This is a genomic window from Peteryoungia algae, assembly GCF_030369675.1.
GTDB classification, from domain to species: Bacteria; Pseudomonadota; Alphaproteobacteria; order Rhizobiales; family Rhizobiaceae; genus Allorhizobium; species Allorhizobium algae.
Genome location: NZ_CP128477.1, coordinates 1,222,882 through 1,237,746 on the forward strand (window position 1 = coordinate 1,222,882; position 14,865 = coordinate 1,237,746).

The 14,865-nt window shown below is 60.6% G+C and carries 16 protein-coding genes; 5 read left to right on the plus strand and 11 right to left on the minus strand.

Going from position 1 to position 14,865, the window contains the following annotated elements; genetic code table 11:
* Positions 1 to 19 precede the first annotated feature (19 nt).
* Positions 20 to 889, plus strand: coding sequence for an NAD(P)-dependent oxidoreductase (locus tag QTL56_RS06095; protein ID WP_245136671.1), 870 nt, complete (start codon positions 20 to 22; stop codon positions 887 to 889).
* Positions 890 to 917: 28 nt separating this feature from the next.
* Here the strand turns inward: QTL56_RS06095 and QTL56_RS06100 are convergent, their stop codons facing one another.
* The 3 genes from QTL56_RS06100 to QTL56_RS06110 form a co-directional block, all read right to left on the minus strand.
* Positions 918 to 1,406, minus strand: coding sequence for an Lrp/AsnC family transcriptional regulator (locus QTL56_RS06100; RefSeq protein WP_229575710.1), 489 nt, complete (start codon positions 1,404 to 1,406; stop codon positions 918 to 920).
* 66 nt (positions 1,407 to 1,472) lie between these two features.
* Complete coding sequence (locus QTL56_RS06105) at positions 1,473 to 2,117, minus strand: uracil-DNA glycosylase family protein (protein ID WP_245136670.1); 645 nt, start codon at positions 2,115 to 2,117, stop codon at positions 1,473 to 1,475.
* 36 nt (positions 2,118 to 2,153) lie between these two features.
* Positions 2,154 to 2,726, minus strand: a complete 573-nt coding sequence (locus QTL56_RS06110; RefSeq protein WP_245136669.1) for a thermonuclease family protein — start codon at positions 2,724 to 2,726, stop codon at positions 2,154 to 2,156.
* Positions 2,727 to 2,845: 119 nt separating this feature from the next.
* Between QTL56_RS06110 and QTL56_RS06115 the strand changes: the two genes are divergently transcribed.
* Positions 2,846 to 4,381: a sensor histidine kinase gene (locus QTL56_RS06115; protein WP_245136668.1), complete on the plus strand. Its 1,536-nt coding sequence runs from the start codon at positions 2,846 to 2,848 to the stop codon at positions 4,379 to 4,381.
* Here the strand turns inward: QTL56_RS06115 and QTL56_RS06120 are convergent, their stop codons facing one another.
* On the minus strand, positions 4,382 to 4,804 hold the full coding sequence (locus tag QTL56_RS06120) for a diacylglycerol kinase (RefSeq protein ID WP_245136667.1): 423 nt from the start codon (positions 4,802 to 4,804) through the stop codon (positions 4,382 to 4,384). It abuts the gene before it with no gap.
* Positions 4,797 to 5,819 (minus strand): nicotinate-nucleotide--dimethylbenzimidazole phosphoribosyltransferase, encoded by a 1,023-nt coding sequence (cobT, locus tag QTL56_RS06125; protein WP_229575715.1) that lies wholly within the window; start codon positions 5,817 to 5,819, stop codon positions 4,797 to 4,799. Before cobT ends, QTL56_RS06120 begins: the two co-directional genes overlap by 8 nt.
* Before the next feature lie 141 nt (positions 5,820 to 5,960).
* Here cobT and QTL56_RS06130 point away from each other — a divergent pair, with 141 nt between their 5' ends.
* The 3 genes from QTL56_RS06130 to QTL56_RS06140 are packed head-to-tail and all read left to right on the plus strand — an operon-like array spanning position 5,961 to position 7,701.
* Positions 5,961 to 6,746 carry an adenosylcobinamide-GDP ribazoletransferase gene (locus QTL56_RS06130; RefSeq protein ID WP_245136666.1) on the plus strand — a complete coding sequence of 262 codons (786 nt, stop codon included), beginning with the start codon at positions 5,961 to 5,963 and terminating at the stop codon, positions 6,744 to 6,746.
* Between the two features lie 35 nt (positions 6,747 to 6,781).
* Complete coding sequence (locus QTL56_RS06135; RefSeq protein ID WP_229575717.1) at positions 6,782 to 7,003, plus strand: DUF1289 domain-containing protein; 222 nt, start codon at positions 6,782 to 6,784, stop codon at positions 7,001 to 7,003.
* On the plus strand, positions 7,000 to 7,701 hold the full coding sequence (locus QTL56_RS06140; protein ID WP_245137181.1) for a TIGR02281 family clan AA aspartic protease: 702 nt from the start codon (positions 7,000 to 7,002) through the stop codon (positions 7,699 to 7,701). Before QTL56_RS06135 ends, QTL56_RS06140 begins: the two co-directional genes overlap by 4 nt.
* A 7-nt stretch (positions 7,702 to 7,708) precedes the next feature.
* Here the strand turns inward: QTL56_RS06140 and QTL56_RS06145 are convergent, their stop codons facing one another.
* The 6 genes from QTL56_RS06145 to QTL56_RS06170 form a co-directional block, all read right to left on the minus strand.
* Positions 7,709 to 8,470: an ABC transporter permease gene (locus QTL56_RS06145; protein ID WP_229575718.1), complete on the minus strand. Its 762-nt coding sequence runs from the start codon at positions 8,468 to 8,470 to the stop codon at positions 7,709 to 7,711.
* Complete coding sequence (locus tag QTL56_RS06150) at positions 8,467 to 9,393, minus strand: ABC transporter ATP-binding protein (protein WP_245136665.1); 927 nt, start codon at positions 9,391 to 9,393, stop codon at positions 8,467 to 8,469. Before QTL56_RS06150 ends, QTL56_RS06145 begins: the two co-directional genes overlap by 4 nt.
* A gap of 79 nt (positions 9,394 to 9,472) precedes the next feature.
* Complete coding sequence (locus QTL56_RS06155) at positions 9,473 to 10,687, minus strand: diguanylate cyclase (protein ID WP_245137180.1); 1,215 nt, start codon at positions 10,685 to 10,687, stop codon at positions 9,473 to 9,475.
* Positions 10,688 to 10,884: 197 nt separating this feature from the next.
* A complete protein-coding gene (locus tag QTL56_RS06160; protein WP_245136664.1) occupies positions 10,885 to 11,709 on the minus strand; it encodes a response regulator in 825 nt (274 codons plus the stop codon).
* 142 nt (positions 11,710 to 11,851) lie between these two features.
* A complete protein-coding gene (locus tag QTL56_RS06165; RefSeq protein WP_245136663.1) occupies positions 11,852 to 12,124 on the minus strand; it encodes a hypothetical protein in 273 nt (90 codons plus the stop codon).
* Positions 12,125 to 12,231: 107 nt separating this feature from the next.
* On the minus strand, positions 12,232 to 14,781 hold the full coding sequence (locus tag QTL56_RS06170) for a DUF3772 domain-containing protein (protein WP_370660348.1): 2,550 nt from the start codon (positions 14,779 to 14,781) through the stop codon (positions 12,232 to 12,234).
* Positions 14,782 to 14,865: the final 84 nt, after the last annotated feature.

Genomic DNA, 14,865 nt, shown 5'->3' on the forward strand with positions numbered 1-14,865 from the left:
GAATGGCAGGAGAGACGAAATGGCAAAGGTCGCATTCATCGGTTTGGGCGTGATGGGTTTTCCCATGGCAGGCCACCTGAAAGTCAAGGGTGGTCACGAGGTGAAGGTCTACAACCGCACCACGACCAAGGCCGAAGCCTGGGTCGAAAAATTCGGCGGCAGCCTGGGACACACACCGGCGGAAGCGGCCGCCGATGCGGATTTCGTCTTCACCTGCGTCGGCAATGACGACGACCTGCGTTCGGTGACAACGGGCGAAAACGGGGTGATCGCGGCGATGAAGCCGGGTGCGATCCTGATCGACAACACGACGGCCTCCGCCGAAGTTGCACGGGAACTGGCAGACGCGACGGCAGCCAAGGGCTGCGGCTTCATCGACGCCCCGGTTTCCGGGGGGCAGGCCGGCGCCGAAAACGGGGTCCTCACCGTCATGTGCGGCGGCGAGCCGGAGACCTTCGAGACGGCACGGCCGGTGATCGACGCCTATGCCCGCATGATCGGTCTGATGGGCCCGGCCGGCGCCGGTCAATTGACCAAGATGGTCAACCAGATCTGCATCGCTGGGCTCGTCCAGGGGCTCGCCGAAGGCGTTCACTTCGGAAAGAAGGCCGGCCTCGACATCGAAAAGGTGATCGAGGTCATCTCCAAGGGTGCTGCCGGATCCTGGCAAATGGAAAATCGACACAAGACCATGAACCAGAGCAAATACGACTTCGGCTTCGCCGTCGACTGGATGCGCAAGGATCTCGATATCGTCCTGACCGAGGCACGCTGCAATGGCGCCAACCTTCCGGTAACGGCACTTGTCGATCAGTTTTACGGGGAAGTGCAAAAGCTCGGCGGCAATCGCTGGGACACGTCATCCCTGCTGGCAAGGCTGGAAAAGTAAAGGTCTAAAAGGGGCGCTAAGGCGCCCCTCAGTCTTCCTGGGACTTCTGATTGTCGATCATCATATAGTCGAGCGGAAGCTCGGTCGTGTATTTGATCTGCTCCATGGCGAAGACAGACGACACGTCGCGGATCTCGATCTTGGCGATCATGCGCTTGTAAAAAGCGTCGTAGGCCGCGATGTCTGGCACCACGACGCGCAGCAAGTAGTCGACATCCCCGCTCATGCGATAGAATTCGACCACTTCCGGAAATTCCGAGACCACCTCGGAAAAGCGCTTCAACCATTCGATCGAGTGGCTGGAGGTGCGGATCGAGACGAAGACGGTGACCTTGGTATTGACCTTGGCCGGATCGAGCAGCGCCACGCGACGGCGAATGACACCGTCTTCTTCCATTTTCTGGATACGCCGCCAGCAGGGCGTCGTGGACAAGCCGACCTTCTTGGCGAGATCGGCAACAGCGAGCGTGGTGTCTTCCTGGAGAATGCGAAGAATTTTACGATCGAGGCGGTCCATGGGGCATCCTGATAAGACTGAATTTTCCTGATATAGCCGATCTGCTAAGATTTATGGAAAATCATTTCAACCTATCAACAAGCAAACTTCGCGCTGCAGGACCGGCAGGACCTCCTCCTCGAACCAGGGATGACGCTTCAGCCAGCCCGTATTGCGCCAACTCGGATGCGGCAAAGGCAACACACGCGGCCCCTCCCGATTGGCCAGCAGGAATTCCCGCCATTGGCTTACGGTCTCCGTCATCGTCTTGCGCCGACGGGGCCCGAGATGCCAGGCCTGCGCATACTGGCCAATCGCGAGGATCAACTCGACCTGCGGCATCGCCTCCATCACCGTCTGTCGCCAGTGCGGCGCGCACTCCCGGCGTGGCGGAAGGTCATGTCCGTCTTCATTGTAGCCGGGAAAGCAGAATCCCATCGGCGCGATCGCAAATAGACTGCGATCGTAGAAGGTCTCGCGATCCACGCCCAACCATTGCCGCAAGCGGTCCCCGGACGCGTCGTTGAAGGGAATGCCTGTCTCATGGACCCGCAGGCCGGGCGCCTGGCCCGCGATCAGCACGCGTGCGGTCGCCGAGAGATAGGCGACAGGTCGAGGCTCATGCGGCATGCGGCGCTCCGGTCCGCCCGCTGGGCAGTCGCGACAGATCCGGCAGCGCGCGATCGCCAACGACAGTTCATCGATCGGCGGCGGGGCAGTATTGGACGGCATTGCCGGAGGCCTCTGGGCGTCAAGTGGCATTCTCTGTCATTCCCCCAACCAGGTCAGAATCCAATGCGGAACTAACGTCCAGACCCAGGCCGTCTGTTCCACCTCTTCGAGCTTTCGCATTCGTCGCCAATCCGAAGGACGCTCGAAGCCACCGTTCCAGATGCCGCGGCCCTCCCGCCGTGCCAGTCCCTCCTCCGCAAGATAGCGCCCATCTGCCAATGCCGCGCCGGATGCGACCAGCAGCCGCCCGAGATCGTCGGAACCGCGCCGACAGACGACAAGCAACCGGCGATAGCGGTCGTGATCCGTCCCGCTGCATTCCCATGCACCGGCGCCGACCAGATCCGCCAGAATTTGTCGGGCATCCGCTCCGCAAGAATAGGGCTCACCGTCCGGCCGTGTGCAGGTCTGATCGAGCTCTGGCGCATCCACCCCTTCGAGCCTGAGCCGTTCTCCCCCTGAAACCAGCGTATCGCCATCAATCGCCAGAAAGGAGCCCTCGAACCGCTGAGCCTGCTCGCTCTCCAGCTTAGCGATGATCAGGAGCGAGAGCGCGAGTATGGCGATTGCAACCACCCAATCGCGCATATGGCGAAGAATTTTGGTCACATTCCGACCCATTTCAAAAACGAATCCTTTTCACACATGGCAAACAAATCCTTCCGAGACAGGATCTTCTTAAGAATTCGCCGCTAGGGTTTACCCGAGGCGTGGAAGACTGCAACGCAATGAGTAACGGCGTAGACACATCAGCGGACAAGAACGTTCTGGACCTGACGCGGAACACCCGCAACAGGGCAACGACGCGTGCTGTCCGCGCCACCCGCGATCGCCTGCAATCTCCCCAGGGGTCCTCACCGGCATTCGACGTCGAGATGCTCGCCATGCATGTGGCGGCCTCACTGCAGGGTGCCGCCGTCGTCCCCATCATCACGCTCCTGATCGCAGCATCCGGAGCCTACTTCACCGCACAGCCGCATTTCCTCGTCTGGGGCCTCTTCGCGCTGACCATGCATGCGATCGGCATTTTGCTGGTCAGGCGCGCCTCGAAACACGACATTACCGTCGAGAACCAGCACAATTGGCGCCGCATCCTGCTGCTTTCGCAGGTCGCCATGGGCATGTCCTGGGCCATCTTTGCCCTTCAGGACTGCGCCACGTGCAATCCGACTGCCTTCATCTTCTACAAGAGCGCGGTTCTGCTTCTGGCTCTCTCGATCACCGCCATGGCGAGCATGCTTCTCCGCCAGGCCGTGCTGTTCGGCTTCCTGCCGACGGTCGTGGCGCTCAGCTATGTCGCCGGCACGAGCCGCAACATGCTGGATCTTGGCCTGACGGCGGTCTTCACCACGGCACTCATCTTCTTCATCTACATCACAAGCCGCCTGCATCAGGCCAATCTGAAGCTCCTCTCCTACCAGACGGAGAAGGACGATCTGATCGCGGAACTGGAAGTCGCGAAATCTCTTTCGGATGAAGCACGCCGCCGCGCAGAAGAAGCCAACATGGCGAAATCGCGCTTCCTCGCATCGATGTCGCATGAGCTTCGCACGCCTCTCAACGCCATCCTGGGCTTTTCCGAGGTGATGGCGACCGAAGTGCTTGGACCGCTGAACAACCCGCTCTACAAGGAATATGCCGGCGACATTCACCGCTCTGGCAGTCACCTGCTCGAACTGATCAACGAGATCCTCGACCTTTCGCGCATCGAAGCCGGGAAATACGAGTTGAGCGAGGAAAGCGTTTCGCTGCTCGAACTGGCCGAAGACTGCATCGGCATGATCCAGCTGCGCGCGAAATCCAAGAACATCCGCATAGAGGAACAGTTCGAACGGGACCTGCCCTCGCTCTGGGCCGATGAGAAAGCCCTGCGCCAGGTCATCCTGAACCTCCTGTCGAACGCCGTGAAATTCACACCACAGGGCGGCGAAATACTGGTGAAGGCCGGCTGGACGGCAGGCGGCGGACAGTACGTCTCCATCCGCGACAACGGACCGGGCATCCCGGAAAACGAAATTCCGGTCGTGCTCTCAGCCTTCGGTCAGGGCTCGATCGCGATCAAGAGCGCCGAACAGGGAACCGGCCTCGGCCTGCCGATCGTTCAGGCGATTCTCGCCAAACATGGCGGTGAATTCAAACTGAAGTCCCGGCTGCGTGAGGGCACGGAAGTCGTCGCAATCCTGCCGTCGAGCCGTGTCCTGGAAAGCCTGCCCGCGATCAGCGAAGTGAAGGCCGTCGAGCCGCGCCGCCGGCAGTTCGCCTGATCAGAAGAAGACCAGCCGGTTTCCCACAACATAGATCGCGAAGGCAGCATTCGCGATGATCAGGCAGAAGACCGCGAAGGAACCGAGGTCCTTCGCATTCCGCCCGACCGTTGATATTTCCGGCGATATGCGGTCGACCAGCTCTTCAATCGCCGTATTCAATGCTTCGACCGAGAACATCAGCATCATCAGCACGATGAAGCCGAGGAATTCGAACAGGCTTGCGCCGATCACGGCGAAGACGACGAGCCCGCCGACAAAGCCCAGCAATTCGTGCCGGAAGGCGGATTCCTGGATCAGGCGCTTGAAGCCCTGCGCCGAATATTGCGCCGCCGCGAACAGATGCGCGACGCCGGTCTTCTTCTTGATGACGGCCGATGCGAGCGGCCTGGCACCCGGGTTCTTAGTCTTGCGATCACTCATGTGACTTGTTGGATACCCCTGCCTGCTCGAAAGTCGCCATGCCGGAATGGCAGGCAGCAGCCGCCTTGACAATGCCGGCCGCAAGGGCGGCACCCGTACCTTCGCCGAGCCGCATGCCGAGCGCCAGAAGCGGCGTCTTGCCGAGCCTTTCGATCGCCCGAAGATGTCCCGGCTCGCCGGAGACATGGCCGATCAGGCAGTGATCGAGCGCCGACGGATTGGCGGCCTTCAGGATCGAGGCTGCCGCGGTCGCCACATAGCCGTCGATCAGCACGGGGATCTTCTCAATGCGCGCCGCCAGAATGGCGCCCGCCATGGCGGCGATTTCGCGCCCACCAAGACGGCGCAACACTTCCAGCGGGTCCGACAGGTGTTCCCTGTGGAAAGCCACGGCCTGCTTCACGGCGGCCACCTTGCGCGCCAGCACGTCGCCTTCGGATCCGGTGCCAGGCCCGACCCAGTCTTCCGCCTCGCCGCCGTAGAGCGCCAGATTGATGGCGGCCGCGATTGTGGTGTTGCCAATGCCCATCTCGCCGATGCAGAGCAGATCGGTGCCACCGGCGATCGCTTCCATGCCGAAGGCCATGGTGGCGGCGCAGTCGCGCTCGGAGAGCGCCGGCTCGCAGGTAATGTCACCCGTAGGGTAATCGAGCGCGAGGTCGAAGATCTTCAGGCCAAGATCATGTGTGACGCAGATCTGGTTGATCGCAGCACCGCCGGCCGCGAAATTCTCGACCATCTGCTGGGTGACCGACGGCGGGAACGGCGTGATGCCGTGTTTCGTCACGCCATGATTGCCGGCGAAGATTGCGACCAGTGGACGATTGACCGCCGGCGCACGCCCACTCCAGGCCGCGAGCCACATGGCAATCTCCTCGAGGCGGCCGAGTGCACCCGGCGGCTTCGTCAATTGCTTGTCACGCTCGCGCGCGGCGACCAGCGCTGCGGTATGAGGTCCCGGCAGGTCGCGCAGCAGGGCGCGAAAATCGTCGAATGGCAGGCCGGTGACGCTCATGGATCGGGCTTCCTTGTATTCTTCCAGCAAATCAGGCTTTGTGGCCTCTCTCATACTGACCGGACCGGTGCCGCTCAACTCAAAAAACGACGCTGACGGTCGAAGGCGCAACGGAATGCTGAAATACGGAAAATGGGGATCATGCAGGTCATCGAGAACCTTCTGACGGAAACGCTGCGCGCCATTTCCTTTTTGAGCCGTCTCCCCGTGCCGGATCGCCATTTTAACGGCCATGACGGAAGCCTGCGCCGAACCGTGGCGGCCTTTCCCCTTGCCGGTCTCGTGATCGCCCTGCCCCCGACCCTGATGATCGGCTTGCTGTCCGCAGCCGGTGCCAAAGCCGTGCTCGTCGCGCTCATTGCGGTGACCATGCAGATCATGCTGACGGGCGCCCTGCATGAGGATGGCCTGTCCGATACAGCCGACGGCCTGGGCGGCGGCGGTAGCCGCGAAAAGGCACTGTCGATCATGAAGGACAGCCGCATCGGCACCTATGGCGCGCTCGCCTTGATCCTGTCGGTTGCAATCCGTGTCGCGGCCCTTGCGATTCTTGTCGAGGCTCTGCCACCGCTCGCCGCGGCATTGTCCTGGCTGGCGGTTGCGGCCCTGTCCCGGACGCTGCTGGTCTGGCACTGGTCGTCGCTACCCTCGGCGCGCACGGATGGCGTCGCCGCTTCGGCTGGCATGCCTGACACCGAGGCCGCAAGGACAGCCTATGTTCTGGGCGCGGCAAGCACGGTTGCCCTCAGCATCGTCGCATTGCCGTTTCACGCCTGGTTTCTTGCCTCCGCCTTCGCGCTGGCAAGTGTGTTCATATTTACCCGACATTGCCGCACGCGCCTCGGCGGCCATACGGGCGACACGATCGGGGCCAGCCAGCAACTCTGCGAGATCGCCTTCCTCATCACCCTTGCCATGGTAGTTTAGGGACCCGATATAAGAGCGAAACCAAGGGGCTCGTGATGGAATCACCCTGCATTCTCGTTTGTTCGATCGATGACAAGACCGGCTTTTGCTTTGGCTGCGGGCGCACGCGCGACGAGATCGGGCTTTGGACGACCTATAGCAGCCTCGAACGCCGGACGATCATGGCCGACCTGCCGGCGCGCATGGAAAACATGGAGCGCAAGCCGCGCCGCGAGACGCGCCGCTCACGCATGGTCCGCGAGCGCGAGGGCGGCTGATGCGCTTCGTTGTCGGGCTAGCCATTCTCGCCGTCGGCCTGGCCATCCTCGTCGTCAATCATGACAGCGGGCAGAGTTTCGGCGTAAACAACGAAGACTTCGGCCGGATGGTCGTGGCGCTGCCGATCCTGCTGATGATCTCGGCCGGTATTGTTCTGGGCAGACGCTCCCTCGGCCAGAGCTTGCGCCAGATGGCGGTCTGGGTGCTGATCGCGCTCGCGCTCGTCACGGGCTACCTCTATCGCGGCGATTTTCGCAGCATCGGCGAACGCGTCCTGGCGGGCTTGATGCCGGGTCGCGCAGTCACAGTCACGACCGAAGACGGCCGCTTGGAAGTGGTTCTCCACAAGACGCTCGGCGGCCACTTCGAAACATCCGTCGGCATGGGCCCTGTCTCGGTCCCCGTCCTCATCGATACCGGGGCAAGTTCGGTCGCCCTCCGCTACGAGGACGCGATGCGGATGGGCATTGATCCCGGTGACCTGAACTTCACCCGCACGGTGCTCACGGCAAATGGTCGGGCTAACGCTGCGCCCCTCCGCATTCCGGAAATCCGGCTCGGGTCCATCGTAAGAACCAATGTGGAAGCCGTGGTGCTGGAAGAAGGCCTGCTCGACCAGAGCCTCCTCGGCATGAGCTTCCTGTCGACCCTCAGCTCGATGCAGATGCAGACGGACGAGCTGAGGTTGCGGGATTGACCGTCAATCAGGGCCGGAGCTTGTATCCTGTCTTGAAAATCCAGACGAGGAAACCAAGGCAGGCAGCCAGGAAGCATCCAATCATGGCCACGCTGATCAAGGGATGCACATCCGAGGTCTCGAAGAAGCTCCAGCGGAACCCGCTCACGAGGTAGAGAACCGGATTAAGGTGGCTGACCGCCCGCCAGAATGGCGGCAGCATATCGATCGAATAGAATGTTCCACCGAGGAAGGTGAGCGGCGGCACCACGAGCGACGGCACCAGGTTCAACTGCTCGAAATTCTTCGCCAGGATGCCGATGATGAAACCGGCGAGGCTGAAGGTGACGGCCGTCAGCACCATGAACAGCAGCATCAGAACCGGATGGGCGATCTGCAGATCCACAAACGCCATCGCAGTGAACAGGATGATGATGCCGATCATCATGCCCTTGGTCGCCGCAGCGCCGACATACCCGATCAGAATTTCGCTCATGGCGATGGGTGCTGACAGGATTTCGTAGATGGTCCCGGTGAATTTCGGGAAATAGATGCCGACGGACCCGTTGGAAATGCACTGTGTGATCAGCGCCAGCATGATCAGCCCGGGCGTGATGAAGCCACCATAGGAGACACCCTCCACTTCCTGCATGCGCGACCCGACCGCAGCGCCAAAGACGATGAAATAGAGGGCAGTGGACAGCACCGGAGAGATCACGCTCTGCAGGAGAGTACGGCGGGTCCTCGCCATTTCGTAGAAGTAGATCGACTTGATCGCTTCGATGTTCATGCGGCATCTCCGATCAGCGAGACGAAAATGTCCTCGAGGGAGGTCTGGCGGGTCGACACGTCGTCAAATCTCAGACCGGCGGCATCGATCGCCAGCAGAAGCCTTGCTATCTCGCCGTCCTCACTTCCCAGTTCATAGTCGTAGACCAGCTCCTTGCCCCCGTCGCCGAGTGTCAGCGAATAGCTGTCGAGGCTCGCGGGAATGGCGCCGATCGGCTCGAGCAGCTCGATCGTCAGCTGCTTGCGCCCGAGCTTGCGCATCAGGGCGTTCTTTTCCTCGACGAACAGCAGTTTTCCCCTGTTGATGATTCCGACACGGTCGGCAATCCCCTGCGCTTCCTCGATGTAATGCGTGGTCAGGATGATTGTGACACCCGTCTTGCGCAAGCGCCCGACCAGCTGCCACATGTCCTTGCGCAGCGCCACGTCCACGCCAGCCGTCGGCTCGTCGAGGAACAGGATGCGTGGCTGGTGCGACAGTGCCTTGGCGATCAGCACGCGCCGCTTCATGCCGCCGGACAATTCCCGCAGCGTATTGTCCCGCTTGTCGAACAGGCTGAGATCTTTCAGGACCTGGTCGATATAGTCAGGGTCAGGCGACTTGCCGTGCAGGCCCCGCGAAAAGCTCACCGTGTTGAAGACGGTTTCGAACATGTCGGTGGTGAGTTCCTGCGGCACCAGGCCGATCTCGCCGCGCGTCTCGCGAAACTCGGTGACAACGTCATGGCCGGAAACAGTCACCTGCCCGCCGCTCGGATTGGTAATGCCGCAGATGATCGAGATCAGCGTCGTCTTGCCCGCACCATTGGGACCGAGAAGCGCGAGGATCTCGCCCTCCTCGATATCGAAACTGACATTGTCGAGGGCCTTGAAACCATCGGAATAGGTCTTGGAGAGGCGATTGATGGATATGATGGGAGCCATGAGGGCACTCCGGTCTGCGGAAGGTCGCACAGATATAGGCACACGTTGCCGGCAGAACCAGTGCACCACCTGCGTCTGTTCAGGAAAGCATGGCCTCGGAGTAGACGCGGTTCCGGCCATAGCTCTTTGCGAGATAGAGCAACTGGTCGGCGGCCGCGAGGTAGTTGCTGAAACTCTCGCGCCCCGCGATCTCGGCAAGGCCGATCGAAATCGTGACGTTCAGATCCTGATCATCAAGTGCGACACGCAGAGATTCGATCTCGCAGCGGAGCGTTTCGCAAAGCGCAGTTCCCTCCTCGACGCCAAGGCCGACCATGAGCACGCTGAACTCCTCGCCGCCGAGGCGCGCCAGGAGGTGACCACTGCCTTCCAGCCGACGCGCAAGCTTCGCGCCCACGGCCTGCAAGACACGGTCACCGATTTCGTGACCATAGGTATCGTTGAGCTTCTTGAAATGGTCGATATCGAGCATGGCGATACAGCAAGGCTCGCTTCGCTCCAGCCGCCCGGCGACCTGTGCTGGCCCTGCATCGAAGAAATAGCGCCGGTTCGGCAAGCCTGTGAGATAGTCACTGAAGGCCGCGACACGCAGCTGCCGAAGCTGTGTCAGGGTCTCGATATTGTGCTGGATCCGGCACTGCAGTTCTTCGATCACATAGGGCCGATAGACGAAATCATTGGCGCCGGCCTTGAGGAAACTCGCCGACAGAAGCCGGTCAGCGGACGAGGAGATGCCGATGATGCGAAGCCGGTCGCTGTTGTGCTCGCGCCGGATCCGCCGTGTGAGCTCGTACCCGTCCATATCGGGCATGTGGTAGTCGGTAATGACCAGCTCAATGTGCGGCTGGCGGGCAAGGATCTCCATCGCCTGGAAACCCGTCGAGGCTTCATAGACCTGGAATTTCTGCACCCGCAGAAGGTCTGCCAGCATCGTGCGGGCGGAAGGCTGGTCATCGACGACAAGCACGCCGACATCGCGATTGCCGAGCAGCCTGACGACGGACGACAGAACGAGATCGATCGCATTCTCGTTGTTCTTGACATGGTAGTCGGCGACCCCCTTCTGCAGCAGGCGATCACGCAGGTCGCGATTGAAGTCTGCGGTGAAGACCACAGCCGGAATTCCCGCGGCGATCACGGCATCCAGCACTTCGCCGTCCGAGGCACCCGGCAAATTGAGATCAACAACCGCCACGTCGAAAGTCTGCCCGCTTTGCATGACGTCTCGAAAGACGTCCGCCGACGCACATTGGGTTACCTGGCAGAAGAAATCGTTCTCGAGCTTGTGGCGCATGATCGAGGACAGCGATCGCGAATCCTCAATGACGAGTATCCGCCCCTGCTCCGCGCGATTGCGCTGCAATGACGGCTCGCGCGCATAAATCTGCTCCGGAAAATACATAAATTACCTGCCACTTTACCGAAACCGCTTAATAAGCGATTCCCCCTCCCCAACGGCTGGACTGTAGCGACGTTGAATATGAGCCGCACCTATTTTTTGCGGGCTTGCGCAGCTTTGATCTGCACCAGCGTGTCGAGGTTCTGGTTGACGCGGCAATAGAATTCCTCGTCGATGAACGGACGCAGCATGAAGTCATTGCCCCCCACCTTGAGGAAGCGCGCCGACAGAAGCCGGTTGGTCGAGGACGAAACGCCGATGACCCGCAGTTCGTGCGAACCGCGCACCGAGCGAATGCGACGGGTGAGTTCGAAGCCGTCGATATCGGGCATGTTGTAGTCGGTGACGACGAGGCCGATATCCGGATTGGCCCTCAGGATCTCGATGGCTTTCGCACCGCTTTCAGCCAGGCTGACGCGAAAATTGTAGCGGCGCAGACGGCTCGAAAGAAGCGCACGCGCCGTCGGGCTGTCATCGACGATCAAGACGTGGTGGCGATGGTTGGTCAGGAAGCGGTAGACCGATTCCGCCAGCATCTCGACTGCGAAGACATTATCCTTGAGGATGTAGTCGACAATGTCCTTTGCCAGCAGCCTCTCGCGCATTTCGTCCTGGAAGGTGCCGGTAAAAACCACCGTCGGGATGTTGCAGTCGGTCAGATATTCGAGCGCTTCGCCATTTTCGGCACCCGGCAGGTTGATGTTCGAGATCGCAAGCGTCACCGGCTCGCCCGACAGCTCGTTCGCCATCTGCAGATCCTCGAAGGTCCGGCAGATCTCGATGTCGACACCCATCAGTTCCTTGAGGCGCTGACTGATCATCTGGGTGAAGACGTTGGAGTCCTCTCCGAGAATGATCCGAACGTCGGGAAAGGTCTCTCCCGAATACTGCATTCCAGATACGCCGAGAACTGCCATGGATCGCCTTTAGGTGTCTTGTTCCGTAGCAAGACACCTATCAAAGGCTCTTTGCCGAACCGTTAACTCAGCCTCCGCTGCCGCGGTGAGACAAGGTCATAGTTAAGCATTTCGCAATATCGAGGTATGAGATCCGTGCGCGTTACTTGATGGTGGCAACGCCATCCTTGATTTCGACAGTTTCACCACCGGCCAGACCGATACGATCGCCATTGGGCAGCGTCAGAAAGCAGCCGGAGGCGCAGATCACGTCAGACCCGCCAGCATCCAGCGCCACCTCGGCCTTGTTGCCGTCCTCGACGACGACGAGAACCACGGCCGAGCTCCCCGCATTATGGATCGACGCCGCGAACCCCGATCCGGCGACCAGGACGCTACCCACGACGACGACCAGTTGCGCATAGAATTGCTTCATGCCGACAGCAGAGCCAAGGGCTCCGTCCTCTCTTAGCGATTGGCTGACCCGATCGCTCCTGCCCCTCTTGTGTCGCATTGTGCCTGAATGGCGCCTGAATGCGACGTTCATGGCAGGAGTTTGTCATCATCCGGCCCCGGAAACAATTCCTCCTGTCCGTCGGACGGAATCTTCGCCGCGCGAGACCCGCGCCCAAGCAATGCCTCGCGGTCGCGATCCTGGATATGCAGCATGACCTCCTGATGCGCATAGGGCATGACGATGCCGCGGGCACGGAACCGTCGCACAATATCGATACGCACCTCGTTTCGCACGCGCAAACCGTCGGCAAAATCGGCGAGATAAAATCTGAGCTCGAAATCGAGAGACGATGCGCCAAAGCTTTGAAATTCGACAAACGGCTCCGGATTGTGCAGCACATCCTCGCGCTCGGTGACAATTTCGAGCAGCACGTCGATCACCTCTTGCGGATCCGAGTCATAGCCCACGCTGACCGGCACCTCGGATCGCTGCACCCGATTGCGATGGGTCCAGTTTCCAAGCGGTGCATTGATCAGTTCCGAGTTTGGCACGATGATCGATTGCCGGCGGAACGTCTCGATCTCGGTCGCCCGCACCGAAATGCGCTTGACGATACCTTCATTGGCACCGGTGATGACGTAGTCGCCGACCTTGAACGGCCGCTCCACCAGGAGAATCAGACCAGACACGAAGTTCGAAACGATGTTCTGCAGGCCGAAACCGATGCCGAGCGAAAGAGCACCGGCAACGAGGGCGAGACTGGACAGATCGATGCCGGCCGCCGAAATGCCGATGATCCCCGCGATGGCGGTTCCGAGATAGCCGACACCCGTCTTGACCGAATTGCGCACGCCATCGTCGACATGTGAGCGCGCCATGACATTGCCGTCCAGCCACTTCTGGAACCAGCGCGTCATGACAAGACCGGCCGCGAACAACAGGATCCCGCCGAGAATGCCGAAGATCGAGATGCGGATCGTCCCGACATTGATTTCGGTAAAGAGGTTGAACAGCCAGAGTTGCAGGTCGCGGGCCTGAAAACCCCAGGACATCAGGATCAGCGGAATGCCCGTGATCAACGCAAAGACGTAGATGAAGAGGCCAGCCGCGATACCGCTCTGGTCGAGCCCGACGGCGGAGAGGCGGAAACGGCGGCCGATGAACTGGCCGACGCGCGTTTCACCGAACTGATTGGGTGCGGATATCGCCTTGCCGGTCAGGACGCCGATATACATGGTCGCCACGACCGCGCCGGTCAGCACGATCTGCGTCGCGAGGAACCGGGCAAGGCCGACATAACCGATGCCGGCGGCGAGGATCAGGACGGCTCCCACCAGCCGCAGCGTGATCGACACGGCCCGCGGCCACGGTCTCCCCCGCGCCGAGGGATCGCCGCTGACGGCAAGAACCGGCCGCAAAAATGAAACGAAGAGCAATAGGGTACCGACGACGAGCGAAGAAGCGAAGCTCTTCATCACAGTCAGCACGACCGGCGAACTGTAGGTCTCGCTGATGACCGAAAGGACATAGTCCAGTCCGTTCACCAGGGCCATGAGGAAGATCGCGATGCTGAGGTCTCGCGCACCCTTGTTGGAGAGCCGGACCAGGCGCCAATTGGGTGCAGCCGGTGCCAACACCGCCCGCGAGATCGCGGTGATGAAGAAAACGAGGCCGACCAAGCCGAAGATGGAGGCCACGATCGGGGAGATGTCGGATCGAAGGACGTTGAATGTATCAAGCAGGAAATAGGTCGAGGAAAGAAAGAAGCTGAGCGCCAACGACGGCAGGATGGTCGAGAAGAATGCCACCGAGAAGCGGCTGAGATAGGACGGATCTTCTATCGACGTGTCCCGACGATTGATCCGGCCGAACAGGCGGTATTCGAGGAAGAGGATGAGAGAGGCAAGCGCCATCGACAGAAGTACGGCAACGGCCAGCGGCAACGCCTTGAACTTGATCACGAAGGTGAGCCAGCTGGTAATGCTGCGCTGTACGCGCGCCGCGTCTGCGGAAAATGACTGAAATGCCTCCTGAACAACGCTTCCATTGATCTCGGTATTCTCGAAAAGCCGGCTGGTGAAAAGGGTGCGGCGAATGTTGGATATCCGGTCGGAAAGCGCCTTCGCCTCGATCGACAGGTCCTCCGTCTGCCTCGTCAACGCATTGACCTCGGCACGGGCGGCATTGAGACGGGCCCGCTCCTCCGCGACACCAGGGCTTTCCGCCGGCTGGCCCTCTGCCGGAGGCTCTCCCAATTCGGTCAACCGCGCCTGGATGTCGCCGATGCGAGGCCGCAAATCTACAGAAATTGCCAGCGCGTCGCGCACGAGCGCGTCGACATTGACCTTCACGTCAGCAAGAAGGCCGTCTTCCTCGAGGTTTTTCTCGACCTGCGCCCGAAGGGCGGAAAGACGCGCCCGTTCTTCTTCGATACGACGCTCTGCCGCGACGATCTCCTCGTCACGCGGCAACGGCGCTGCCGGCGAAGCAACAGGGGCGGTGAAAATTTCCGGTGCGGTCGCCGCCGGTGCGGCATTGCCATCCTGCGCCATGGCGGATTGTAAGGACGGAAAGAGCGACGAACCCGCAGCGAGCAGGATGAGCGCCACGACAAGGGAAATCGAACGGTATCGGATCAAGACGGGGGTCCAGTCGGTGAATGAATTCGACGGAACAATAGATCCAGTTAAAGGCAAAAGGAAGAACGGCTTAAAGGCGCT